The sequence below is a fragment of the Marinagarivorans cellulosilyticus genome (genome assembly GCF_021655555.1).
GTDB classification, from domain to species: Bacteria; Pseudomonadota; Gammaproteobacteria; order Pseudomonadales; family Cellvibrionaceae; genus Marinagarivorans; species Marinagarivorans cellulosilyticus.
Genome location: NZ_AP023086.1, coordinates 1,145,846 through 1,169,531, shown reverse-complemented (window position 1 = coordinate 1,169,531; position 23,686 = coordinate 1,145,846). Strand labels below are relative to the sequence as shown.

Genomic DNA, 23,686 nt, shown 5'->3' with positions numbered 1-23,686 from the left:
ATTTAGTGCTCTCGTGTTGCTCTAAAACGTACTTCTGGGTAACGCTCTTGCGCTAACGACAAATTAACACGCGTAGGGGCCAAATAGGTTAAATGCCCGCCGCCATCGATACTGAGATTGTCAGCGCATTTGCGCTTAAATTCATCAAACTTTTTAGGGTCTTCACAATCGACCCAGCGCGCTGTGGCCACATTAACAGGTTCGTAAATTGCTTCCACTTTGTATTCGTCTTTTAGGCGATAGGCAACCACTTCAAACTGCAGCACACCCACTGCGCCAACAACTATATCGTTGTTATTTTTGGGGAAGAATACCTGCGTACTGCCCTCTTCAGATAGCTGCTGAAGGCCTTTTTGCAAGGCCTTGGTTTTAAGTGGATCTTTCAAACGAATACGGCGAAACAACTCTGGGGCAAAGTGTGGAATACCCGTAAACTTTAAGTCTTCCCCTTCGGTGAAGGTATCACCGATTTGAATGGTACCGTGATTGTGCAAGCCAATAATATCACCCGCACGGGCCACCTCTACCGCACTGCGATCGCCTGCTAAAAAAGTAACGGCATCGCTAATGCGGATGTCCTTACCTAAACGCACGTGGCGCATTTTCATGCCTTGATGGTAATTACCCGAACACACGCGCATAAACGCAATACGGTCGCGGTGTTTAGGGTCCATATTGGCTTGAATTTTAAATACAAAGCCGCTGAACTTTTCTTCTTCGGGTGCGACTTCTCGCGGTGCAGCTGGGCGCGCTAAAGGCTTAGGTGCGCACTCAACAAAGCCATCGAGCATTTCGCGTACGCCAAAATTTCCTAGTGCTGTACCAAAAAATACCGGGGTTTGCTTACCTTGTAAGTACGCCTCCATATCGAACTCTGGCGTGGCACCGCGAACTAGCTCTATCTCTTCACGAACATCATCAATGTAGGGGCCCATCAGCTCTGCAGCTTCTGCGCTATCTAAACCTTTAATTTGGATGTCATCGGGAATCATATGTCCCTGACCTTGAGTAAAAACATGGATGGTATCGGTGACCAAGTTATAGACACCTTTAAATTCTTTCCCCATGCCTAACGGCCAGTTAATCGGCGCGCAGGAAATCTTGAGAACGCTTTCAATCTCGTCAAGCACCTCGATTGGATCGCGAATATCGCGGTCCATTTTGTTAATAAAGGATAAAATAGGTGTATCGCGCAGACGACATACCTCCATTAACTTGATGGTCCGATCTTCCACACCTTTGGCGCCATCAATCACCATCAATACGGAATCCACAGCCGTTAAGGTACGGTAGGTATCTTCAGAGAAATCTTCGTGACCGGGGGTATCCAGCAAGTTAACAACGCGGCCCTTGTACGGAAACTGCATAACCGAGGAGGTCACCGAAATACCCCGCTCTTGCTCCATACTCATCCAATCAGACTTGGCATGAGGGCCTTTTTTGCCCTTAACTGAACCGGCGATTTGGATCGCCTGCCCCCAAAGCAAGAGTTTTTCGGTAATCGTAGTTTTACCGGCATCCGGATGCGAGATGATAGCAAACGTTCTTCTCTTATTGATTTCATTGATAAAATTGGCTTCAGCCATGTATCTAAATTCCCATTTTGTACAAGTATTTGTACAAATAAATAAAGTTAACTCTAAGCCTTGATTTCCAAGTTGTCTGCCACGGCCTAAAGCCAGCAAAACCTCCCGTCAAAGCATTGAAAAATTTGAGCGCTAGTCTAGCAAAATGACTAAGCGTTATAAATCAAACACCCAGAACTTCTTTTAGCTTTTCTAGCGCTAGCTTATGTTTATCTTCTGGCATTTTGGCCAGATTAATCTGTTTCCATTTAATGGCCGGAAGATCACTTACATCGTCTAGATTAAGTAATCCCCAATCCGGCTCACGGTTTTTAAACGATAGTAAAAACGCTTTTTCACTATCTGTTAGCCCTTGATGAATAAGCTCCACCAAACGCTCTCGAACGGCTACCAGCTCTTCAAGCGGTACGTCCGTTTCGGCCATATTTGAAAATTCACCTGCATAGACGGCTGATATATCTTTAAATTGCGGCCTGAGCAATTCGGCCATTGGGCGATTGTGACTAGCGAGATAGATAATGAGCGCTTTTCGTATCTCGTCATTCAGACCTTCATTTTCCAAGAGCCACTTCACATCAAATAAATCTCTTGGATGTTGCCTGTCTAATGCCGCGCAAATCTTGCCCGCATAAAGATCAGCTAATGCCACTACAGGCACTTCAGCATAACCAAACTCATCTTCTACAGCGGCGCATACTTCCATCATTTGCGGCTCGTAAACTGTGCCACGTAGCACGGGTGAGAGTTCTACTTTTATCTGCACACCATTTCGGCCAACAATCAGTCTCAGCGCATCGCGCTTTGACTTATAAGCTTCTGTAAGCTCTACATCTTTAAATGCGGCTTTCAAATCTGCACTAATGGCATCTAGCGCTTCACTAATATCCTGTAATGCTTCATCACGGCCTTTCATCGGCAGATAGACCAGATCAATATCCACTGACAAGCGCGGAAACTCTCTAACAAACAGATTAATTGCCGTACCGCCTTTAAGTGCGAAACATTCTTGCTTGGCGACAAAAGGTAAAACCTGCATCAATAACTGCACTTGCTTGTAATAAATACTGTTTCTATCCATTACTAGCCTTCGCTTTCCATAGCCATATGTGACGGCACAGTGATTAAATAATCTGTATCCAGCTTTCCGCTTTTGGCGACGACACGCTTACCTGAGCCTAAATCATAATCCTTAACGTTTAGCTTGCTAAACCAAGGATAGGATTGACGTTTAGCCAACCAGAAAAACAAGCGCTTAGCCTTTACGCTCTTACAAGCTTTCAAAAGCGTATCGAGCTTTCTGGGCGATAAATTCACGAGCCCTTGCATAAGCTCGTCAGCATGCTCAAAGGTCACGCTCTCTGGTAAATCCATCAATAACTCTAATATCGCTTTCTCAGGGCATGAGAAATATACAGACGGTAACTCCGCCTCCCACTTGTGCTCTTTGATAAAAGCTTTGTCTGATAACAAACTTTCAGGCCATAACCTGCTTGTACTGTGCCCTTCAAACTCAAAAGGTAACGACAAGCGCACCATCCATGTCGGCAATTTACCAGCCGCATAGAGATGAATATGCGTTTTATTGCCTAATGACAGATATTGCGATAGACCAGATAAAGAAAGCGCCGATAAACCACCGACGACTACAGGCGGCACACTAGCCCCCTCGTCTTTCTCCATACGCTGCATAGAAGCAACTACGCCTTCCCAGCTCACAGAGCGAGAATACTGGCTATATACACCGGTTGCGAGTAACAACAAGGTTTCTGTTTTTACGGCATTATCTATAGCATGAGCGCTCAAGCCCTGCTCTACCAGCCACTTTTTAGTGGCTAACATGCCATAAGGCAAAAGCGCTTTAAGCGACTGCTTATATGCGCCTTTTACACCATCGTCCTGTAAAGTTGTGCTATTCACTAAGCGCACTGACCTTTCTATAATTTTTGGCTATCAAGCCCACTAAAACATCTAAATAGTTTATTATTTAATCTATTTGCGGCGTTAAGCGCCGTAAACATCAATGAATCTAAACTAACATGGTTCAGATAAGTTTACTAATGTTATTTTATCCGGCGTTAAGCGCCGTATTAACAACTAAAAACAAACCGAACAGGTTTAATAAAAAGTGTTTTTAGGTACTGAAAGTACCGAAAACCAGCCTTATTCAAACTTTTGGGGCTTAAGCTTGGATCACATATACAAGACAAGCGAAGCATGAGCGGTACAGGCCGATAGGCCTCTTAAGCCCCAAAAGCGCGCAAGCGTTACCCTTGCCCCAAAGGGCAAGGTCCACCAAGCCTAGTTTAGCCTCAAGCTTCTCAAAAGCTTGCTCAAACTGCTCATGTGTTACATCAGCGTATTCTGGCGGGTTAAAGGAAACAGAAAACATCGGCTGGCGACATCGGGTCCCTTGGGACACCGCATCGATTTCAGCCAAAGCCGCGTGTAGTGAGTTTCCAATCATCCCGCGCGTTTCGTACAAAGTCACGTGATCATTATCCTGCGCGTTTGTTAGGTGATTTGCCAAATTACGATAACCACCACGCTGGGAAGCTTTAATGATCATGTCTTTGTACCTCTGGCGTGTCAGGCTCTTTGTCTCGGTATCCCAGAACGAGCATGACACCCGCACGCACCTCAGCGAGATCAATCAGAGCTTCTTTGAGCTCTGGAATTTCAATTGATCCCTCTGTGTGCAGTGTGCGTGTGAGCTGGTTGAGATTGTTGCCGACGCTACCAAGCGCACCTAGCAGACGTGCTAACTCGACACGGTTCGAGTTGTGGACGGCGAAATCTGCGTGGAGGAGTGCCTAGAATGACGGACTTACAATCACCAGTCATCATCCGGCATACATTTAAGCCGCTCAAATAAGCGGCTTATATCATCGCCGCCAAAACCGCGATATTGCAAAAAGCGGTATTGCTTGGCTCTTTCTTTTTGATCTTGTGGTATGGCTTTAAATTTTTTTCGCCATGTTCGCTCGATAAGAATTTCCGCGGCAAAATCGCCTTGTGCTTGTTCAGCTAGAATGGCCTCGCCAATGGAAGCATTTATACCTTTAAATTTTAGCTCTTGAATAATGCGCCGTTCCCCCAGCCCGCGGTATAACCTTTCGCGGGTAAAGGCCACAGCAAATCGCTGATCGCACTGATACCCAAGCTCAACCAAACGCGCCAAAACCTGTGCGATATCGGCATCAGTACATTCAAATTTACGCTTTAATTTTTCGCGCAGCTCCGCTTGGCTATGCTCACGCCGCGCCAACAGCTCTATCGCTTTATTGTATAAATCGCGAAAGTTTTCGGGCTGCGTCGCTTTTGGGTCGTTCATAATTACTTTTTTTAGGCAATAAAAAAGCGCTGCAGTAATACCGCAGCGCTTTTTGTTACTTAACCCTAAAGTTAAGCATCTTCTTTTTCATCAGCTTCGGCTGCTGGCGCTTTAAGTACTTCACCTAGCAGTTTTTCTTTAATTGTATTTTCTAGGCGCTCGGCAAGCTCTGGGTGCTCCCGTAGGTATTGAATAGAGTTTTGCTTACCCTGGCCAATTTTTTCACCTTCACAGCTATACCAAGCACCCGCTTTATCCACCAAGCCCAGCTTTACACCGTAATCGATCACTTCCCCTAAGCGGTTAATGCCCTGACCATAAAGAATTTGAAATTCGGTTTGCTTAAAGGGCGGCGCAACCTTATTTTTAACCACTTTAACGCGTGTTTCCGAGCCGACGACTTCATCGCCCTCTTTTACGGCACCAATACGACGAATATCCAAGCGCACAGAAGAATAGAACTTAAGGGCATTACCGCCGGTAGTGGTTTCTGGGTTGCCAAACATTACGCCAATCTTCATACGAATTTGGTTAATAAAGATGGCAAGGCAATTGGCGTTTTTAATGTTACCAGTTATTTTTCGCAGTGCTTGCGACATCAAGCGCGCCTGCAAACCCACGTGGTGATCGCCCATTTCGCCTTCGATTTCTGCCTTTGGCGTTAGCGCCGCAACAGAGTCCACCACTAGCACATCTACCGCGCCAGAGCGTACAAGCATATCGGCAACCTCCAACGCTTGCTCGCCGGTATCGGGTTGCGACACAATTAGGTCGTCAACATTCACGCCAAGCTTTTCAGCATAAATGGGGTCCAGTGCGTGCTCAGCATCAATAAAGGCGCAAGTACCGCCTTTTTTCTGTGCTTCGGCAATAACTTGTAACGTTAGTGTTGTTTTACCAGAAGATTCAGGGCCGTAAATTTCAACAATTCGCCCTTTAGGCAAGCCACCAATACCTAAAGCAACATCTAAACCTAAAGAGCCCGTGGAAATACTGGGGATGGCTACGCGCTCTTTATCACCCATGCGCATAACAGTGCCTTTACCAAACTGGCGATCAATTTGAGTGAGAGCTGCGGCTAACGCCTTTTCTTTATTTGCGTCCATTAAGGTCCCCTTATGGATAAATACGCTTATTGCGTAAATACGGTGTGATAAGAAATCAATTACTAACTAGCCCGCCTACAGCAGGCCCGTGATCAGACTGGCTATTCTATAGTCTTCACTGGAATGTTTGAAGGATAAGACAGAAACACTGGTTAAGCAACCATGAATTGTATATTTAACCAGTACTTTTCAAATGCTGCGACAAACCCGCCAAAGCAAATAGTACAGCCTGCTCCCGAACGCTATCTCTGTCACCCTGAAAACACTGGGTTGCTTGAATGGCATCGCTTGGCGTGCCCCACGAAAAACACACGGTGCCCACCGGCTTTTGAGCAGTAGCCCCACCAGGCCCTGCTATACCCGACACGGTAATACCATAATCGGCTGACGATAAAGCGCATACACCCAATAGCATCTGTGCTACTACAGGCTCACTTACAACACCATGCTGCGCAATAAGCGCTGTAGGTACATTCAATAGCTGCTCTTTGAAGCGATTACTGTAAGTTACAAGCCCAAGCTCTAACCAAGCAGAGCTACCAGAAACCGCAGTAATTGCCGCCGCGATAGCACCGCCAGTACAAGATTCGGCTATAGCCACAGTTGCCCCACGCTGCTGTAAGAGTACACCCAGCGTTTGTGCGGCTTGTTGTATTTTTGAGTTAATTAGCAACGCTTACGACCTTAATATTTGACCAAATACGCCAATCATTTTTACTGGATAAAACGCATCACGCAGTGACCTCTTCCGCTACAGCTATACGCTGCTGCGCCGATGGTTTTCGCCACAAGCGATTAAGCGCAGCCATTAGCTGCCCCACATCCAGCGGTTTTGTCAGGTACTCGTCAAAGCCGGCTTCCAAGCCTTTAGTGCGGTCATGGCTCATCGCGTTAGCCGATAGCGCAATAATTGGAATGTTACGCGTCAAGGTGTCGGCGCGTAGAATCTCAATGGCTTCATAACCATTCATACCCGGCAAATTTATATCCATAATGATAAGGTCTGGCTGGCTTACTCTAGCGGCGAAAACGCCTTTAAAAGCATCGCAGGCTATTTCAACACTAATACCTTGATAGCGCTCAAATAGCTTTTCAATTAAGCGCTGGTTAGCTTCGTTGTCCTCTATGTAAAGCACTTGTTTGCTACCACAATCAAGCAGCTGTAAAGACTCTACCGAAGGCGTCGGTACAGGCTCGGTAACGGATGGAAGCTCACTCATCAAGGGAAGCTCCAACCAAAAACAACAACCGCCTTCATCGCGGTTATAAAAACCTATATCGCCCCCCATTTGCACCACTAGCTGGCGCGTAATGACTAGCCCCACGCCACTGCCTTCAATTTCTGTTTGCTCAGCGCCTAAGCGACAAAACGGCTGAAAAACTTCATCGAGCTTATCTTTTGGTATTCCCCGGCCGGTATCATGGATTTCTACCCGCATGCGCCCCTGATCGGTAAATACGCATTCCACATTCACTTTGCCAAAAGGCTTGTTGTACTTAACGGCATTACTAAGCAGGTTGAGAAAGACTTGCTTGAGACGAATTCTATCGGCGCTTACCCGCTGATGTGTTACCGCCTGCATGGCAAGCTTCATTTGAATAGACGATTCATCCGCTCGCGGCTGCACATAGCTTAAGCATTCGGATAAAAGCTGGCTAGGATCAACGGGCTCCATGCTCATATCCATTCGGCCGGCTTCAATTTTGGCCAAATCCAAAACATCACCAATTAAGGTCAGCAAATAGCGCCCCGCCTTAGCAATTTCAACCACGTTATTGCGCTGTTCGCTAGAAAGCTTTAAATCGCTTTCAAGAATATGAGAAAACCCCAAGATGGCGTTCAGTGGGGTTCTCAACTCGTGACTCATACTGGACAAGAAATCAGACTTCGCACGGTTAGCTGCCTCGGCTTGCTCTTTAGCGGCCAATACGTGCTCTTCTGCCTCTTTGAGCTTGGTGATGGACATGTTGGTGCCAGACATACGCATAGGTGCGCCTTTTTCATCAAAGGCCATATGTCCTCGCCCGCGAATCCAGCACCAGCTGCCATCGCGGTGGCGAATGCGGTATTCCACATCAAAGGGTTCTTTAGTTTTAATGTGACGATCTATGGCGGCATCAAACATTTTGCCGTCTTCTGGATGCATGCGCTTGCGCCACGCTTGCAGGCGATCGACCCCTTGCGTCACAACATCGTCTTTTTCGGTATACCCCAACAACTCCCAGCAACGGTTAGAAAAAGAGAAGCCGCTCTGCTCTGCGCTCCACTCCCAGAAGCCATCATTAGACGATTTAATAATGCGCGCATGCCGCGCCTCGCTTAATAGCAGCGCTTGCTCGGCCTGTTTGCGCTTAGTGACATCCAGGGCAATGCCACTGATGTAATACACCCAACCGGTTTCGTCGCGGGTTGTATCGGCGTGCATTTCCGTCCACACCCAACCGCCGTGTTTTTTACGCACCCGATAAGCAACCTGCGTCGGCCCGCCTTCGCGCAAGGTTTTGCGAATGGTAATCATTAATCCGGGAAGATCATCAGGATGAACGTATTCAAAATAACGACGAGACACGTTAATTTCCTTAACGTCTTTATCGCTATAGCCTAAAAATGCCCAATAGCCGCCACTCCACGTAATGCAGTCTCGGCTTAGGTCCCAGTCGAAATAACCATAATCATTGGCGCCCTTAAATATGCGTCGGTGACGCGCTAAACGCTCATCATCGGTAACGGTTTCGGTGCGGTTTTGACGAAACCAGCGCCAAGGCTTAAAAAAAGAGGAAATATGCATTGGTTATATCAAACCCTATACCCAGAAGAATCGATGCTTATGGCAAACCACAGCAAGACTATACTACAGGGAAACGACGTTTTCTTTGCGGGAGGGCACATGGGCATAGCGCAACTAAGCAAACAAATAGGGAAAAGTGTAGAGCACGAACTAACACTGATTTTTGCCACAATGGGCGATAGTTACTTACCCGAGGAGTCACACACCCATATTCCCACAAGCGATTACGATCCAGCCCCCCAGCAAGGCATGGATGCCAGCGGCTACGCGCCTCACTTTGCGGCTCCGCACCACAAAAATACACAACCTCACTAACGCAAAAAGGCGCTGCCGTATCGGCCGCGCCTATGTATTTATCCGCTGCATATAACTAATTCGCTACTCCGTATTTGTAGACCTACACGCACAGCAATGTCATTAACTTAGCGGCAGCCGACAATTTTTCTGGACTCGCTCAAGCCAATCCATGGGCGCTCCGCACGCGCTCCCGGCGCGTGAGGGTCCTGAAAAATCACCGCCTACCGCTTAACTTGCCTTAAGTTAATGACATTGACACGCACAGACGTGCACCACAAATACCACTATGATGTTTGAGCCATTGGTACTTGGACGATAGGTTCTGGGCAGTGAAAATCTTGTTTCACATCGCCATCATCAACAGAATACAAGTGCACATCAAACCCCCACAAGCGGTGAATATGGCGCAGCACCTCATCGGCTCCTTTTAACTCTAACGGCATGCGGTTGTGGCGAGTATGGTGCAAAGTTAAAGAACGATCACCTCGAACTGCAACGCTGTAAACCTGAATATTAGGCTCTCGGTTGCTTAAATTGTATTGCGCCGATAACGCTTCTCGCACTATGCGATACCCGCTTTCATCGTGAATCGCCGCGACATCAATAGTCTGATTTTTATCATCATCTAAAATGCAAAACAACTTAAGATCGCGCATTAATTTGGGGGATAAAAACTGCAGAATAAAGCTTTCGTCTTTGAAGTTACGCATTGCAAAATCAAGAGTTGTTAACCAATCGCTACCGGCTATTTCAGGAAACCATTGTTTATCTTCATCCGTTGGATTTTGGCAGATGCGTTTAATATCCTGCATCATATTAAACCCTAAGGTATAAGGGTTTATACCGCTGTAATAACGGCTATTAAAAGACGGCTGATAAATAACCCCAGAGTGTGATTGCATAAACTCCAGCATAAAACCTTCAGTAATTAAACCGCGGTCATACATCTCGTTCATTATGCTGTGGTGCCAAAACGTTGCCCAACCTTCATTCATCACTTGCGTTTGCTTTTGCGGGTAAAAGTATTGTGCTAACTTGCGTACAATACGCACCACTTCACGCTGCCAAGGCTCGAGTAACGGCGCGTGCTTTTCAAAAAAATACAATAGGTTTTCTTGCGGCTCTTCTGGTACTCGCCGACTTTGCTCTTCTTTTTTATCGATACCGTCAATAGGTATGGTTCGCCACAAGTCGTTCACTTGCTGCTGCAAATATTCTTCGCGTTCTTTTTGCCTAGCTTCCTCTTCATGCTGCGAAAGTGGATAAGGCCGCTTATAACGATCCACTCCGTAGTTCATTATTGCGTGGCAAGAATCCAGCAAATTCTCTACGGCATCCACGCCGTATTTTTCTTCGCATTTAGCAATATAGTTTTTAGCAAAAACCAAATAATCGATAATGGCCGAAGCATCCGTCCAAGTTCGAAAAAGGTAGTTGCCTTTAAAAAATGAGTTATGCCCATAACACGCGTGCGCAATAACCAGCGCCTGCATCATCATGGTGTTTTCTTCCATCAAATAAGAAATACAAGGGTCCGAGTTAATCACAATCTCGTAGGCTAGCCCCATTTGACCGCGTTTGTAGCCCTGTTCCACGCCCAAAAACTGTTTACCATAAGACCAGTGGTTATAGCCAATGGGCATGCCGACAGACGCATAAGCATCCATCATTTGTTCTGAGCTGATAATTTCAATTTGGTTGCGATAAGTATCCAGTTTGAAGTCTTCTGCGATTACGCTAATTTCTTTGTCGTAACGCTGAATAAGATCAAACGTCCATTCCGAACTAGTAGAGATGGGCTTGCTCATAATTTAGGCCGCCTTCTTTTGGAACAACTCACGGAATATCGGGTAGATGTCTGCTGCGGTCACTAGGTGACGCATAGCAAAAGCATCAGGAAATGCCTTTTGTACCTCTTCGTAAGCATGCCAAAGCGCTTGATGATCCCGCGGTGTGATTTCAATATAGGAGAAATACTGCACAGCAGGCATTATGTTATCGATAAGTAATTTATGGCAGTGTGTCGAATCATCATTCCAATTGTCGCCGTCAGACGCTTGGGCGCCATAAATATTCCACTCGCTCGCGGGATAGCGATCTTTGATAATTTCATCCATCATCTTCAAAGCGCTTGAAACAATGGTCCCGCCTGTTTCACGGCTGTAAAAGAATTCTTGCTCATCCACTTCTTTTGCGCTGGTATGGTGGCGAATAAACACAACTTCGGTTTTATCGTAATTGCGCTGTAAAAAAAGATACAAAAGCAAAAAGAAACGCTTAGCGACATCTTTGGTAGCTTGATCCATCGAGCCCGAAACATCCATAATGCAAAACATCACAGCTCGTGAACGCGGCACCGGGTGCTTAACCTGCAAGTTGTACTTAACATCAAAATCATCCAGCCAAGGTACCGCCTTAATTTTTTTGCGCAGCACTTCAATTTCATCGCGTAGAGTATCGGCCTCAGCTTCGTCCAGTTCGTTAGCTGGTGGCGTTATTTCTTCTAACCGCGCCTCTAGCGCACGCAATTTTTTGCGCTTTTTACCGGTTAACGCTATGCGCCTAGCATTGGCAGACTTAAGTGTTCGAACAATATTAACTTGCCCAGGGTTACCTTCATTACTAATGCCGGCACGGTGGTATTTAAACTCCTCATCACCGGCGAGTTGGCGCTTAACTAAATTTGGTAGCGCCAAATCGTCAAACATAAAGTTTAGAAATTCTTCTTGGGTGATCTGAAAAACAAAATCGTCATCGCCCTCACCGGAATCACTCGCGCCACTACCACTGCCGCCACCAGAGCCTCCGCCTTGCGGGCGCTTAATTTTATCGCCACTAACAAACTCTTCATTGCCTGGCAATACGCGATCGCGACGTCCACCATCGCCATGGCTAAACGTGGGTTCGCTAACATCTTTCGAGGGTATAGATATTTTTTCGCCAGAATCCAAATCGGTAATAGAGCGTTTATCAATAGCATCGGATACGGCCTTTTTGATATGGCCCCGATAACGGCGCAAAAAGCGCTCGCGATTAACAGTACTTTTGTTTTTCGAATTTAGGCGTCGGTCGACTACATAGCTCATAAGCTCTCCTGCAGGGGCCCAAAGGCCCCAGTAACGTAATTAAGCAGTAATAACAACTACTGCGATTTACGCACGCGCAGGTACCATTCAGACAATAAGCGAACTTGTTTTTCCGTGTAACCTCGCTCAACCATGCGATCCACAAAATCTTGATGCTTTTTCTTGTCCTCTTTGCTCGATTTTGCACTAAACGAAATCACCGGCAACAAGTCTTCAGTATTGGAGAACATTTTCTTCTCGATGACTGTTCGCAGTTTCTCGTAGCTATTCCACGCAGGGTTTTTGCCATTATTATTAGCCCTAGCGCGCAAGACAAAATTAACAATTTCATTACGAAAATCTTTAGGATTGCTAATTCCGGCAGGCTTTTCTATTTTTTCCAGTTCTTCGTTTAACGCTACACGGTTGAGAATCTCACCGGTTTCGGGGTCTCTAAACTCTTGATCTTGAATCCAAAAATCGGCATAGGTCACATAGCGGTCAAAGATATTCTGACCGTACTCGGCATAGGATTCCAAGTAAGCTGTTTGTATTTCTTTGCCAATAAACTCTACGTACCTTGGCGCCAAGTATTCTTTAATAAAGCGTAAATAACGCGCTGCGACTTCTTCGGCAAATTGCTCTTGCTCTATACGCTGCTCAAGCACGTATAACAAATGCACTGGGTTTGCGGCAACTTCGGTTGGGTCGAAATTGAAAACCTTAGACAGTATTTTGAATGCAAAGCGCGTAGATAGGCCATCCATGCCTTCGTCAACACCAGCCATGTCTTTATATTCCTGTAAAGACTTTGCTTTAGGGTCGGTATCTTTTAAATTCTGCCCATCATAAACCCGCATTTTCGAGAAGGTATTGGAGTTTTCTGGCTCTTTTAAGCGCGACAACACGGTAAACTGCGCCAACATTTTCAGCGTATCTGGCGCACAGGGGGAATGCGCCAGAGAACTGGTTTCGAGCAGTTTTTCATAGATATGAATTTCTTCTGATACACGAAGACAGTAAGGCACCTTAACAATATAAACACGATCGATAAACGCTTCGTTATTTTTATTGTTTTTAAATGTTTGCCATTCAGACTCATTCGAGTGCGCAAGCACAACCCCCTCAAAGGGTATGGCACCCAAGCCTTCGGTACTATTAAAGTTACCTTCTTGGGTAGCCGTTAATAATGGGTGCAGCACCTTAATCGGCGCTTTAAACATCTCGACAAATTCCATCAAGCCTTGATTGGAGCGGCACAAGCCGCCAGAAAAACTATAGGCATCAGGATCGTTTTGGGGGAATTCTTCCAGCTTTCGAATATCGACCTTACCCACTAACGAAGAAATATCTTGATTGTTTTCGTCGCCAGGCTCTGTCTTAGAAATTGCTGTTTGGTCCAATATAGAGGGGTAAACTTTCACGACCTTAAATTGGCTAATGTCGCCACCAAATTCGTGCAGCCGCTTAACAGCCCAAGGCGACATAATGGTTTTAAGGTAGCGCCGATGAATTCCGTAATCTTCTTCAAGAATAGCCGCATCTTCATCAGGGTTAAAAAGCCCCAAGGGCGATTCAAAAACTGGCGAGCCTTTAATGCAGTAAATAGGCTGCTTTTCCATTAAGCTTTTAAGTTTTTCGGCTAACGAGGATTTACCACCGCCAACAGGCCCAAGCAAATAAAGAATTTGCTTTTTCTCTTCCAAGCCTTGTGCGGCATGCTTGAAGAAGGAAACAATCTGCTCGATGGCCTCCTCCATGCCATAAAATTCTTCAAAAGCTTCATAACGTTTAATAATTTTATTTGAGAACATACGGCTTAAGCGTGGCTCGCGAGCCGTATCCACAAGCTCGGGCTCGCCGATTGCAAGCAGCATTCGCTCAGCAGCACTGGCATACACCGAAGGGTCCTTTTTACATAAATCGAGGTATTCTTGAATACTCAGTTCTTCTTCCTGAGTCTTTTCATAACGCTGCTGATAATGATTAAAGATAGACATAGCTGGCTCCTCACTCTCTGGCAAACCCGTACTGCGGTTATTCTTACCACTCTATACATCGGACAACCGATACGGCCACATAGTTCTGATTGATACTTACCTTACAAGATACAAAAAATGACAATCTGATATTACTAATCGTACTCAACTACTCTAAAAGTAGACCAAAAAACTCTACGACACCTAGATAATTTTAGATTCTTTGTCGCCAATAGCCGTATTCAATACGCGACTTCAAAATACCGTCAAAACGCTGGCATGGCACGACGCCACCCAATCGGACATACAAGAAGCAAGCCATCAATTCGCAATGCATCCCTAGTTATTGTTAACCTTAAAGCTATGCCATAATAATGTTTTTGACCATTGGATAACCCATGAAGATATTAGTAACCGGCGGCGCTGGCTACATTGGCAGCCACACCCTAATAGAGCTAATCGCCGCAGGGTTTGAGGTCTGTGTTGTAGACAACTTATGCAACAGCAGCGCCGAATCCCTTTCTCGCGTAGAAAAAATCACACAGCAAAAGATTCCGTTTTACCAAAGTGATGTCACCGACCGCAACGCACTACGCGCCATTTTTGAGCAGGAAGGTAACATTGAGGGCGTGATTCATTTTGCCGGCCTAAAGGCCGTGGGGGAGTCTAACGAGATTCCACTGCGCTATTACCACGTTAACGTGGAGGGCTCTGTCGCCGTTGCCGAAGTTATGAACGAATTTGGCGCAAAGCATTTGCTATTCAGCTCTTCAGCTACCGTTTACGGCGACCCGCACACGGTCCCCATCAAAGAGGACTTCCCTACAGGTGCCACCAACCCCTACGGGCGAAGCAAGCTAATGGTAGAGGAGATTCTGCAGGACGCCTGTAAGTCACCTAAAAACGCATTGAAGGTTGGGTTATTACGTTACTTCAACCCAATTGGCGCCCACGAAAGCGGTACCATTGGTGAAGACCCAAAAGGCATTCCCAACAACCTGCTACCGTTTGTTGCCCAGGTTGCAGTGGGCAAACTACCGCAACTGCGCGTATTCGGTGACGACTACAACACAACCGACGGCACTGGCGTACGCGATTACATTCACGTGGTCGACCTCGCCCGCGGCCATGTTGCTGCACTACAAAAACTCACGAACAAAGCTGCCGGCAGCTATGTTTGGAACCTTGGGACTGGCCATGGTTATAGCGTTCTTGAGGTCGTTAAAGCTTTTGAAAAGGCTTGCGGCAAAGAAATCCCACTTGAAATAGTGCCGCGCCGTACTGGCGATATTGCCGCTTGTTACGCCGACCCCTCTTTTGCCAAAGCCGAATTGGGCTGGGTTGCGCAATATGATATTGAGCGAATGGTAAAAGACACTTGGCGCTGGCAATCGAACAACCCTAACGGTTATCGCGACTAGTCCATCGCGTAGCACCATAAAAAAGGGCCGCTATTGCGGCCGTTTTTTACAGCAAGGAAGCATTACTTTAATAGCGCTTCAATTTCAGCCTCCACCTGTGCGGCTATTTTGTCGTTATAGCCGGTATGCAAAGCCACAATTTTGCCATTTTCATCAATAAGCGCCGAAGACGGCATGCCAGGTGGCTGCACCTTTTCACCAATGTCATCCGCATCGCCATAAAATACACCAAAGTTAGCTGGCACTGATTTTAAAAACGGGGCGACTTCGCTGGTGTCTTCATCAAGGCTAATCGCCGTTACCGTCAAACCTTTAGCACCGTACTTTTCGACCAAAGCGTTCATAAACGGAAACGACTGCTTACAAGGCCCGCACCACGTCGCCCAAAAATCAACATACGTTAGCTTGCTTCTAGAGACCTCTGCCGAAGAAGTTGTTGCAGAACCATCTACGTTTGTTAGCGCAAACTCAGGCATAGAACCGCCCTTCTCCAAACTAAAGGCCGAACTCGATACCACCAATAATAATGCTGCCAAATATTTCATAATCATTACCTTGTCATTTGTATTAATGAGACAACATTCGCAACCCTACCCCGCGAATAAGTCATGAAAGCAGTGTGCTTTATTCAGCCTGTACGACAACTGAATTAGAAAAATCACTCAATAACACCAAAAAATTTGTGACCAAACACCGATTATTCTCATGAAGACTGTCACATCGCCATTCGACAAACACAAAAAAGGGCCCTTACGGACCCTTTAGGTAACAAACATAAAGAACTATTGACGCTTCAGCCGGTTAAGCCCATTAAGCGCCGCTACCCGGTAAGCTTCTGCCATTGTTGGGTAGTTAAAGGTGGTATTAGTGAAGTAATTAATATTATTCGCTTCACCGGTTTGATTCATAATGGCCTGACCAATGTGAACAATTTCGGCCGCTTCGGCACCAAAACAATGGATACCCAAAATTTCCTGCGTATCCAAGTGAAATAAGATTTTAAGCATGCCGACTTCATCGCCACTTATTTGCGCGCGCGCCGTATCTTTAAAGAATGCTCGCCCAACTTCGTAGGGCACCTTAGCCGCTGTAAGCTCGGCCTCGGTTTTACCCACCGAACTAATTTCTGGCAACGTATAAATTCCCGTTGGGGCGTCTGTAACTTTGCGTACCTGCTGGTTAGTAATTGAATCGACCACCGCTCGCCCCTGATCATAAGAAGCGCTCGCCAAGCTCGGCCAGCCAACTACATCACCAGCAGCATAAATGCTTGGCTGTACAGTGCGGTATTCATCATCCACTTCAACCTGACCGCGGCTATTGGCTTCAAGGCCTGCATTACCTAACTGCAAATCTTCGGTATTACCCGAGCGACCGTTACACCATAAAAGGGCGTCAGCTTTAATGCGTTTGCCTGACTTCAAGTGTACCGTGACCATTTCTGCGGTAGCATCCACACTATCAAATTGCTCACCGTGACGAACCAAAACCCCTTTATTGCGCAAGTGATAGCTCAACGCATCGGTAATTTCAGTATCCAAGAACGACAACAAACTATCGCGATTATTAATAAGGTCTACTTTAATGCCAAGGCCAGAAAAGATAGACGCATATTCACAACCGATAACACCTGCACCATAAATTACCAATGTTCGCGGCGTGTGTGCCATTCTTAAAATAGTATCGCTATCGTAAATACGCGGGTGATTAAAATCGATATTGCTTGGGCGATAAGGTCTTGAGCCTGTCGCAATTAAAATATGCTTTGCCGTAATGTTATCGGTTGGGCTATCTTGATATTCCACAGCCACAGAATTAGCCGAAGTAAAGTGCGCTAAGCCCGAATGCACATGGATGCGGTTACGCATAAAATAGGCTTTATGCATGGCTACTTTACGAGGAATAATAGACTTAGCCGCCTGCAAAACTGCGGGATAAGTAATAGTATTAAACGAGTTTAAATGCAGCATTTCGGGCTGCTTGCGGTAGTTAATTACCTGCTTAACAACGTGCCTTAATGCTTTAGATGGAATAGTCCCTTTGTGCGTGCAATTTCCACCTAAGTCACTTTGCGCATCAATAACACCAACGGTCATTTCCGATTTGGTGGCCGCCATTGCCGCGGCTTCGCCTGCTGGGCCAGCACCAATCACTAACAGATCGTAATCATAATCAGCCATTCGTTTTCTTTTCACTCCGATAAATATGGGGTTAACCGCCTCTTAGTGGGCCGTTTATATTGATAGCAAGCTTGCGCTTAATTAGGTTATTTTTTATGGGTCGCATCGTACGCTAGCGCATTTTTTTCTTCGGCTAGACGTTCCTGTTCTTCATCACATTTTTTGGTGTCACCACCGCAAATATCGCATGCGGTATCCATATTTAAAGCCGCCATACCACCGCACGACCCTTTAATAGGCTTACCTTTCACAATAACGCCAACGGCCATTGCAGCGATCATAATTGCAATAAACAAAAAAGCTAAAACAAACGTGATCATAATGAATACCTCAAGGTAGGAGCTATAGCTCTAATAAATAAGGCGCAAATGCAGGGCTATGACGCACACTAAAGCCCTCCTGCGCACGCTCAATTAAATAAACAGCGATGCCTTCTTTGGCGGCTAGTGCCATGGTTTTATCCCCCCCCATTACACTAAAAGCTGTTGCCAGTGCATCGGCTTTTGCAGCACTGCCGGCCACAACCGTCACCGACGCTAAACTATGCGTAATGGGCTTACCGGTTGCTGGGTCAATCGTATGGGAAAACCGAACGCCATCTCGCTCAAAGTAATTTCGGTAATCCCCTGATGTTGCCACCCCAACCTCAGATACGGCAATTGGGCGAATTTCGCCACCAGTCTGCGGCGACTCTACACCGATACGCCAAGGCATGCCTTCGGCATTATGGCCATGCAAACGCAATTCACCGCCAATTTCGACCATAAAGTGATGAAAGCCTTGCTGCCATAGATAAGTAGCCAGCTCATCAACACCATAACCTTTAGCAACCGCCGAAAAATCAAGCGCGATGTTTTTTTGTTTTTTAATTCTAAAATTTTCAGCGTCTATCTCTATTGCACTGAAATCTACATTTTTCTTCGCTGATGTAATTTGCTGCTCGGTTGGCGGATCATCTTGCCGCCAATCAGCGCCAAAGCCCCAAAGATTCACAAGCGGTGCAACGGTGGCATCAAAAGCGCCACCACTTAAAGCACTGACCTCCTGGCTTAGTGTTAATACACCAAGAAAACGCGGCGACACGTCTATCCATTGATTAATGGGCGCGGCATTAATAGTCATAATTTCAGAGTCTTTAATATACGTAGAAAGGCTCTGGTTAAAATCTAATAACAGCGCATCTATAGCCGCTTGAGTATTTTTAGCCGCTGTTCGCTGTTCGGGCTTAACAACCAATTTAATATTGTAAATAGTGCCCATTGTATTGCCCGAATAGGCAATCGCTTCGCACTTTGGCTTTTGCTCACAAGCAGCCAATAAAAAACAAAAAAGCGAGAGCAGCCACGCCGCTCTCGCTTTTAATATAATGTCAGAAAAAATATTCATAAAACATTCGCTAGTGCACTCCCTTAGCGCATCACTATTTTGATGGGCCAAGGGACACACAATTTAGCCGCCGAAGTCATCCAGCATAATATTTTCGTCTTCTACGCCCAGATCTTTAAGCATAGTAATAACAGACTGGTTCATGATTGGCGGACCACACATGTAGAACTCACAATCTTCTGGCGCTGGGTGATCCTTAAGGTATTGCTCGAACAATACATTATGGATAAAGCCAGTGAGGCCTTCCCAGTTATCTTCGGGTTGTGGGTCACTCATGGCAACATGCCACTCAAAGTTTTCGTTTTCTTCAGCTAGTTGATCGTATTCATCTTGGTAGAACAATTCACGTAATGAACGTGCGCCATACCAAAATGAAATTTTACGCTTAGACTTAAGGCGACGAAGTTGATCAAAAATGTGCGAACGCATTGGTGCCATACCAGCACCACCACCGATGAATACCATTTCGGCGTCGGTGTCTTTCGCGAAGAACTCACCAAAGGGGCCGTATACTGTAATTTTATCGCCTGGCTTTAAGCTAAATACGTAAGAAGACATTTGCCCAGGCGGCAAGCCTGTGGTGCGCGGTGGCGGTGTTGCAATACGGATATTGAATTTAACAACGCCTTTCTCTTCTGGGTAGTTCGCCATTGAATAAGCACGAATAACAGGTTCGGTCACTTTAGATTCTAGATCGAAGAATTTAAAGTGTTCCCAATCGCCGCGGTACTGCTCTTCAATGTCAAAGTCTTTAAAGTAAACATGGTGCGCGGGTGCTTCTAACTGCACATAACCGCCGGCACGGAAGTCTACGTTTTCACCTTCAGGTAGTTTCAACGTTAACTCTTTAATGAAGGTCGCCATGTTCGGGTTAGATTCAACAGTACATTCCCATTGCTTAACACCAAACACATCGTCTTCCACTTCTATGTGCATGTTTTCTTTAACAGGTACCTGACAGCTCAAACGCCAACCGTCTTTGGCTTCGCGTTTAGTAAAGTGAGAAGCCTCTGTCGGTAGCATTTCGCCACCGCCAGACTCAACAATACACTTACACTGCGCACAACTACCGCCACCACCACAGGCCGAAGGCAAGAATAGCCCAGCACCCGCTAGTGTTTGCAATAACTTACCGCCAGCGGCCGTTACAATTTCTTTTTCGCCATTGACTAAAATGGTTACGTCACCACTCTCTACGAGCTTAGCGCGAGCCGACAAAATAATGCCGACTAACACAAGCACGATGAGTGTAAACATCACCACGCCTAAAATAATTTCAATATTCATTTTATTGCTACCCTCGCTGTTATAGGTCGATGCCGCCGAACGACATAAAGCCCAAAGACATCAAACCCACAGTGATAAAGGTAATACCTAAGCCCTTAAGGCCATCGGGTACGTCACTGTATTTCATTTTTTCACGAATACCGGCCAATGCAGTAATCGCCAATGCCCAACCCACACCAGAGCCAGCACCAAATACGGTACTTTCTACAAGGTTGTAGTCGCGCTCCACCATAAATAAAGCCGCACCTAAAATGGCACAGTTCACTGTGATAAGCGGCAAGAACACACCCAGCGCGTTATACAAAGGTGGGAAATATTTATCGAGAACCATTTCCATAATTTGAACAATTGCCGCAATAACGCCAATGTAAGAAATCAAACCAAGGAAGCTCAAATCAACTTCAGGATAACCGGCCCAAGCCAGCGCACCGTCCGCTAATAAGTAGTTATAAATAACATTGTTCACAGGTACCGTAATAGTAAGTACTACGATAACCGCAATACCCAAACCCATTGCGGCATCAACCTTTTTGGAGATTGCCAAAAAGGTACACATGCCCAAGAAAAAGGCTAAGGCCATGTTCTCGATAAAGATCGAGCGGATAAATAAACTCAGTAGCTCTTCCATTACAGAACCTCCGCCGTCTTAGTGCTGTTGTGTGCAATCTTGAATTCGTCGTGCTCCACTTGCGCAGGTTTAAAGGCGCGAATGCCCCAAATAATCAAACCAATCAAGAAGAAAGCACTCGGTGGCAATAGTAATAAGCCGTTAGAAACATACCAACCACCTTCAGTCACAAGGGGCAGTATTTCAAAGCCTAACAACTTGCCCGAGCCAAATAGCTCGCGCACAACACCAAGAATAATCAAGAAGAAGCTATAACCTAAGCCGTTACCAATACCATCCAAAAAGCTCGGTAGTGGTGGGTTTTTCATCGCAAAAGCTTCTGCGCGGCCCATTACGATACAGTTAGTAATAATAAGACCAACAAATACAGAAAGTTGCTTACTCAAATCGTATGCAACGGCTTTAAGCACTTGGTCTACAACAATTACCAACGATGCAATGATCGTCATTTGCACAATAATACGAATATTGCCCGGCGCATGGTTGCGCACCAACGAGACGAAAAAGTTAGAGAATGCCGTTACCGTGGTCAATGCAATACACATTACCAATGTTACATTCAAGCTGCTTGTCACCGCCAAAGCAGAACAAATCCCAAGGATCTGTAAACCAATGGGGTTGTCGTCTAATACGGGTTTAAACAGTAATTCTTTAGCTTTCATAACTAAGCCTTACCTTTTTTCATGTTAGCGATAAATGGACCATAACCGTCTTCGCCCAACCAAAATTGGATAAGGTTATGAACACCCTTTGTCGTCAAGGTCGCACCAGAAAGGCCATCAACTTTATGCTCAGAGCCTTTCATTGATGGGTCAACCGCCCCCTTGATAACAGCAATAGCCACCGAGCCATCTGAGTTAAATAGCTTTTTGCCATCCCATAAGGCCTTCCAGCGTGGGTTATCCACTTCGCCACCTAGCCCTGGAGTTTCTTTGTGATCGTAAAAGCCTAAACCAACGACGGTATTCATATCGCCCTCTACAGCCAAGAAGCCATAAAGCGTGCCCCACAAGCCATAGCCACGAACCGGTAATACCACGACTTTTTTGCCATCATCGGTTTTGGCGATATAAACTTTAGCGTAGTTTTCAACACGGCCAACCTTTGCGGTATCAGCAGCCTTAGGCAGCACTTCTGACATTTTTGGGTCTTTAGCCGCTTTAGTTTGGTCGTAGCCTTTAGGCGAAATCTCAGTCGTAAACTTGCCAGTTTCTAAATCGACCATTTTCACAACAACATTTTCAAACTGCTCTTCTACCGTGCGGGCTGGGTCTAATAAACCTGCCGCCGATAAAATGTTGCGTTTGAAGTCGAGCTCTTTGTTAGCGATTTGAGCGGGTTTAAGCATAACCGCTGCTGTCGATACAATTACCGAACAGACCACACACAAAAGCGTGGCCACGGTAAGCGTTTTTGCAATGCTATCTTTACTAGCCACGTGCTAACCTCCGCTTGATATTTGACTCAACCACAAAGTGGTCAATAAGAGGGGCAAATAAGTTAGCAAACAGAATCGCTAACATCATGCCTTCTGGGAATGCGGGGTTAACCACACGAATAAGAACAACCATAAAACCAATCAAGGCACCGTAAACCCACTTGCCTTTATTGGTCATAGAAGCCGAAACAGGGTCGGTTGCCATAAAGATCATACCGAAGGCAAAACCACCAATCACCAAGTGCCAGTAGAACGGCAAAGCAAACATGGCATTAGTTTCTGAGCCAATCGCGTTAAGCAGTAAAGACGTTACCGTCATACCGATAAACACACCCAACACAATACGCAACGATGCAATACCGGTAGCCAACAATACGGCACCACCAATAAAGATGGCCAATGTTGATGTTTCACCCATAGAGCCTTGCATATTGCCTAAGAACGCATCAAACCAAGAGATCTGCTGGCTAAGTACATCAACGCCTTGCGAAGAAGCAATAGAAAGCGCAGTAGCGCCGGTGTAGCCGTCAACCGCAGTCCAAACGGCATCACCGCTCATTGCACCAGGGTAAGCAAAGAACAAGAATGCACGGCCTGTTAATGCAGGGTTTAAGAAGTTTTTACCTGTACCACCAAAGACTTCTTTACCAATAACAACACCAAAGCTAATACCTAATGCGGCTTGCCACAAAGGGATACTTGGCGGAAGAATTAAGGCAAAAAGGATAGAAGTAACAAAGAAACCTTCGTTAACCTCGTGGCCGCGCTTCATGGCAAATAGCACTTCCCAGAATCCACCCACGACAAATACCGTTAAATAAACCGGTAAAAAGTACAGTGCACCCAAGATCATGTTGTCCCAAATGCTGCCGGCATCGTGCGCCGTTAACATAGCAGCAATCGCGCCGCGCCAGCCTTCAACACCGCCCATACCCATATCTGCAAGGATAGTGTTGGCTTGGAAACCGGTGTTGTACATACCAAAAAACATTGCCGGGAAGGCACACAACCAAACAGTAATCATCATGCGCTTAAGGTCAATGCCATCGCGTACGTGTGAAGTTGTTTTGGTAGTATCGCTAGGCTTATAAAAAACGGTATCTACCGCTTCGTACAAGGCATACCAGCTTTCCCATTTACCGCCTTTGTGAAAGTGCGGCTCCATATCATCTAAAATTTTACGCAAACTCATG

At 45.9% G+C, this 23,686-nt stretch carries 23 protein-coding genes; 2 read left to right on the top strand and 21 right to left on the bottom strand.

The window, feature by feature from the left end; translation table 11 throughout:
* Positions 1–2: 2 nt before the first annotated feature.
* The 9 genes from MARGE09_RS04645 to MARGE09_RS04610 form a co-directional block, all read right to left on the bottom strand.
* A complete protein-coding gene (locus tag MARGE09_RS04645; protein WP_236986188.1) occupies positions 3–1,586 on the bottom strand; it encodes a peptide chain release factor 3 in 1,584 nt (527 codons plus the stop codon).
* 163 nt (positions 1,587–1,749) lie between these two features.
* Positions 1,750–2,664 (bottom strand): nucleotidyl transferase AbiEii/AbiGii toxin family protein, encoded by a 915-nt coding sequence (locus MARGE09_RS04640; RefSeq protein ID WP_236986187.1) that lies wholly within the window; start codon positions 2,662–2,664, stop codon positions 1,750–1,752.
* A gap of 2 nt (positions 2,665–2,666) precedes the next feature.
* Positions 2,667–3,503 (bottom strand): type IV toxin-antitoxin system AbiEi family antitoxin, encoded by an 837-nt coding sequence (locus MARGE09_RS04635; protein ID WP_236986186.1) that lies wholly within the window; start codon positions 3,501–3,503, stop codon positions 2,667–2,669.
* Positions 3,504–3,765: 262 nt separating this feature from the next.
* A complete protein-coding gene (locus MARGE09_RS04630) occupies positions 3,766–4,152 on the bottom strand; it encodes a hypothetical protein (RefSeq protein ID WP_236986185.1) in 387 nt (128 codons plus the stop codon).
* Positions 4,142–4,339 carry a plasmid mobilization relaxosome protein MobC gene (gene mobC, locus MARGE09_RS21800; RefSeq protein ID WP_476703469.1) on the bottom strand — a complete coding sequence of 66 codons (198 nt, stop codon included), beginning with the start codon at positions 4,337–4,339 and terminating at the stop codon, positions 4,142–4,144. Before mobC ends, MARGE09_RS04630 begins: the two co-directional genes overlap by 11 nt.
* A 77-nt stretch (positions 4,340–4,416) precedes the next feature.
* Positions 4,417–4,917, bottom strand: a complete 501-nt coding sequence (locus MARGE09_RS04625; RefSeq protein ID WP_236986184.1) for a regulatory protein RecX — start codon at positions 4,915–4,917, stop codon at positions 4,417–4,419.
* 71 nt (positions 4,918–4,988) lie between these two features.
* Entirely contained in the window at positions 4,989–6,023 is a 1,035-nt protein-coding gene (recA, locus tag MARGE09_RS04620) for a recombinase RecA (RefSeq protein WP_236986183.1), read from the bottom strand.
* A gap of 175 nt (positions 6,024–6,198) precedes the next feature.
* On the bottom strand, positions 6,199–6,696 hold the full coding sequence (locus MARGE09_RS04615) for a CinA family protein (protein ID WP_236986182.1): 498 nt from the start codon (positions 6,694–6,696) through the stop codon (positions 6,199–6,201).
* A 58-nt stretch (positions 6,697–6,754) separates the two neighbouring features.
* A complete protein-coding gene (locus MARGE09_RS04610) occupies positions 6,755–8,812 on the bottom strand; it encodes a PAS domain-containing protein (RefSeq protein WP_236986181.1) in 2,058 nt (685 codons plus the stop codon).
* Here MARGE09_RS04610 and MARGE09_RS04605 point away from each other — a divergent pair.
* Positions 8,807–9,127, top strand: a complete 321-nt coding sequence (locus tag MARGE09_RS04605; protein ID WP_236986180.1) for a hypothetical protein — start codon at positions 8,807–8,809, stop codon at positions 9,125–9,127. The two genes, MARGE09_RS04610 and MARGE09_RS04605, sit on opposite strands and share 6 nt — an antisense overlap.
* 266 nt (positions 9,128–9,393) lie before the next feature.
* On the opposite strand, the gene MARGE09_RS04600 is transcribed toward MARGE09_RS04605, so the two are convergent.
* The 3 genes from MARGE09_RS04600 to MARGE09_RS04590 are packed head-to-tail and all read right to left on the bottom strand — an operon-like array spanning position 9,394 to position 14,174.
* Positions 9,394–10,917 carry a SpoVR family protein gene (locus MARGE09_RS04600; RefSeq protein WP_236986179.1) on the bottom strand — a complete coding sequence of 508 codons (1,524 nt, stop codon included), beginning with the start codon at positions 10,915–10,917 and terminating at the stop codon, positions 9,394–9,396.
* Between the two features lie 3 nt (positions 10,918–10,920).
* Positions 10,921–12,195 (bottom strand): YeaH/YhbH family protein, encoded by a 1,275-nt coding sequence (locus MARGE09_RS04595; protein ID WP_236986178.1) that lies wholly within the window; start codon positions 12,193–12,195, stop codon positions 10,921–10,923.
* A gap of 56 nt (positions 12,196–12,251) precedes the next feature.
* The gene (locus tag MARGE09_RS04590) at positions 12,252–14,174 is read right to left on the bottom strand and encodes a PrkA family serine protein kinase (protein ID WP_236986177.1); all 1,923 of its coding nucleotides are present in this window, start codon (positions 14,172–14,174) and stop codon (positions 12,252–12,254) included.
* Positions 14,175–14,551: 377 nt separating this feature from the next.
* On the opposite strand from MARGE09_RS04590, the gene galE reads away from it, so the two are divergent.
* Positions 14,552–15,574 carry a UDP-glucose 4-epimerase GalE gene (gene galE, locus MARGE09_RS04585; RefSeq protein ID WP_236986176.1) on the top strand — a complete coding sequence of 341 codons (1,023 nt, stop codon included), beginning with the start codon at positions 14,552–14,554 and terminating at the stop codon, positions 15,572–15,574.
* A gap of 62 nt (positions 15,575–15,636) precedes the next feature.
* On the opposite strand, the gene MARGE09_RS04580 is transcribed toward galE, so the two are convergent.
* From MARGE09_RS04580 to MARGE09_RS04540, 9 genes are all read right to left on the bottom strand, one after another.
* Positions 15,637–16,119 carry a TlpA family protein disulfide reductase gene (locus MARGE09_RS04580; RefSeq protein WP_236986175.1) on the bottom strand — a complete coding sequence of 161 codons (483 nt, stop codon included), beginning with the start codon at positions 16,117–16,119 and terminating at the stop codon, positions 15,637–15,639.
* A 237-nt stretch (positions 16,120–16,356) separates the two neighbouring features.
* Complete coding sequence (gene sthA / locus MARGE09_RS04575) at positions 16,357–17,754, bottom strand: Si-specific NAD(P)(+) transhydrogenase (protein ID WP_236986174.1); 1,398 nt, start codon at positions 17,752–17,754, stop codon at positions 16,357–16,359.
* Positions 17,755–17,840: 86 nt separating this feature from the next.
* Entirely contained in the window at positions 17,841–18,074 is a 234-nt protein-coding gene (nqrM, locus tag MARGE09_RS04570) for a (Na+)-NQR maturation NqrM (RefSeq protein ID WP_236986173.1), read from the bottom strand.
* Positions 18,075–18,096: 22 nt separating this feature from the next.
* A complete protein-coding gene (locus MARGE09_RS04565) occupies positions 18,097–19,140 on the bottom strand; it encodes an FAD:protein FMN transferase (protein ID WP_236986172.1) in 1,044 nt (347 codons plus the stop codon).
* A gap of 63 nt (positions 19,141–19,203) precedes the next feature.
* Positions 19,204–20,427, bottom strand: coding sequence for an NADH:ubiquinone reductase (Na(+)-transporting) subunit F (gene nqrF / locus MARGE09_RS04560; RefSeq protein ID WP_236986171.1), 1,224 nt, complete (start codon positions 20,425–20,427; stop codon positions 19,204–19,206).
* A 19-nt stretch (positions 20,428–20,446) separates the two neighbouring features.
* The gene (gene nqrE, locus MARGE09_RS04555; RefSeq protein WP_236986170.1) at positions 20,447–21,055 is read right to left on the bottom strand and encodes an NADH:ubiquinone reductase (Na(+)-transporting) subunit E; all 609 of its coding nucleotides are present in this window, start codon (positions 21,053–21,055) and stop codon (positions 20,447–20,449) included.
* The gene (locus MARGE09_RS04550) at positions 21,055–21,717 is read right to left on the bottom strand and encodes an NADH:ubiquinone reductase (Na(+)-transporting) subunit D (protein WP_236986169.1); all 663 of its coding nucleotides are present in this window, start codon (positions 21,715–21,717) and stop codon (positions 21,055–21,057) included. Before MARGE09_RS04550 ends, nqrE begins: the two co-directional genes overlap by 1 nt.
* 2 nt (positions 21,718–21,719) lie before the next feature.
* Entirely contained in the window at positions 21,720–22,493 is a 774-nt protein-coding gene (locus MARGE09_RS04545) for a Na(+)-translocating NADH-quinone reductase subunit C (protein ID WP_236986168.1), read from the bottom strand.
* On the bottom strand, positions 22,486–23,685 hold the full coding sequence (locus MARGE09_RS04540; RefSeq protein WP_236986167.1) for an NADH:ubiquinone reductase (Na(+)-transporting) subunit B: 1,200 nt from the start codon (positions 23,683–23,685) through the stop codon (positions 22,486–22,488). The genes MARGE09_RS04545 and MARGE09_RS04540 overlap by 8 nt, the downstream gene beginning before the upstream one ends.
* Between the last annotated feature and the right edge of the window lies 1 nt (position 23,686).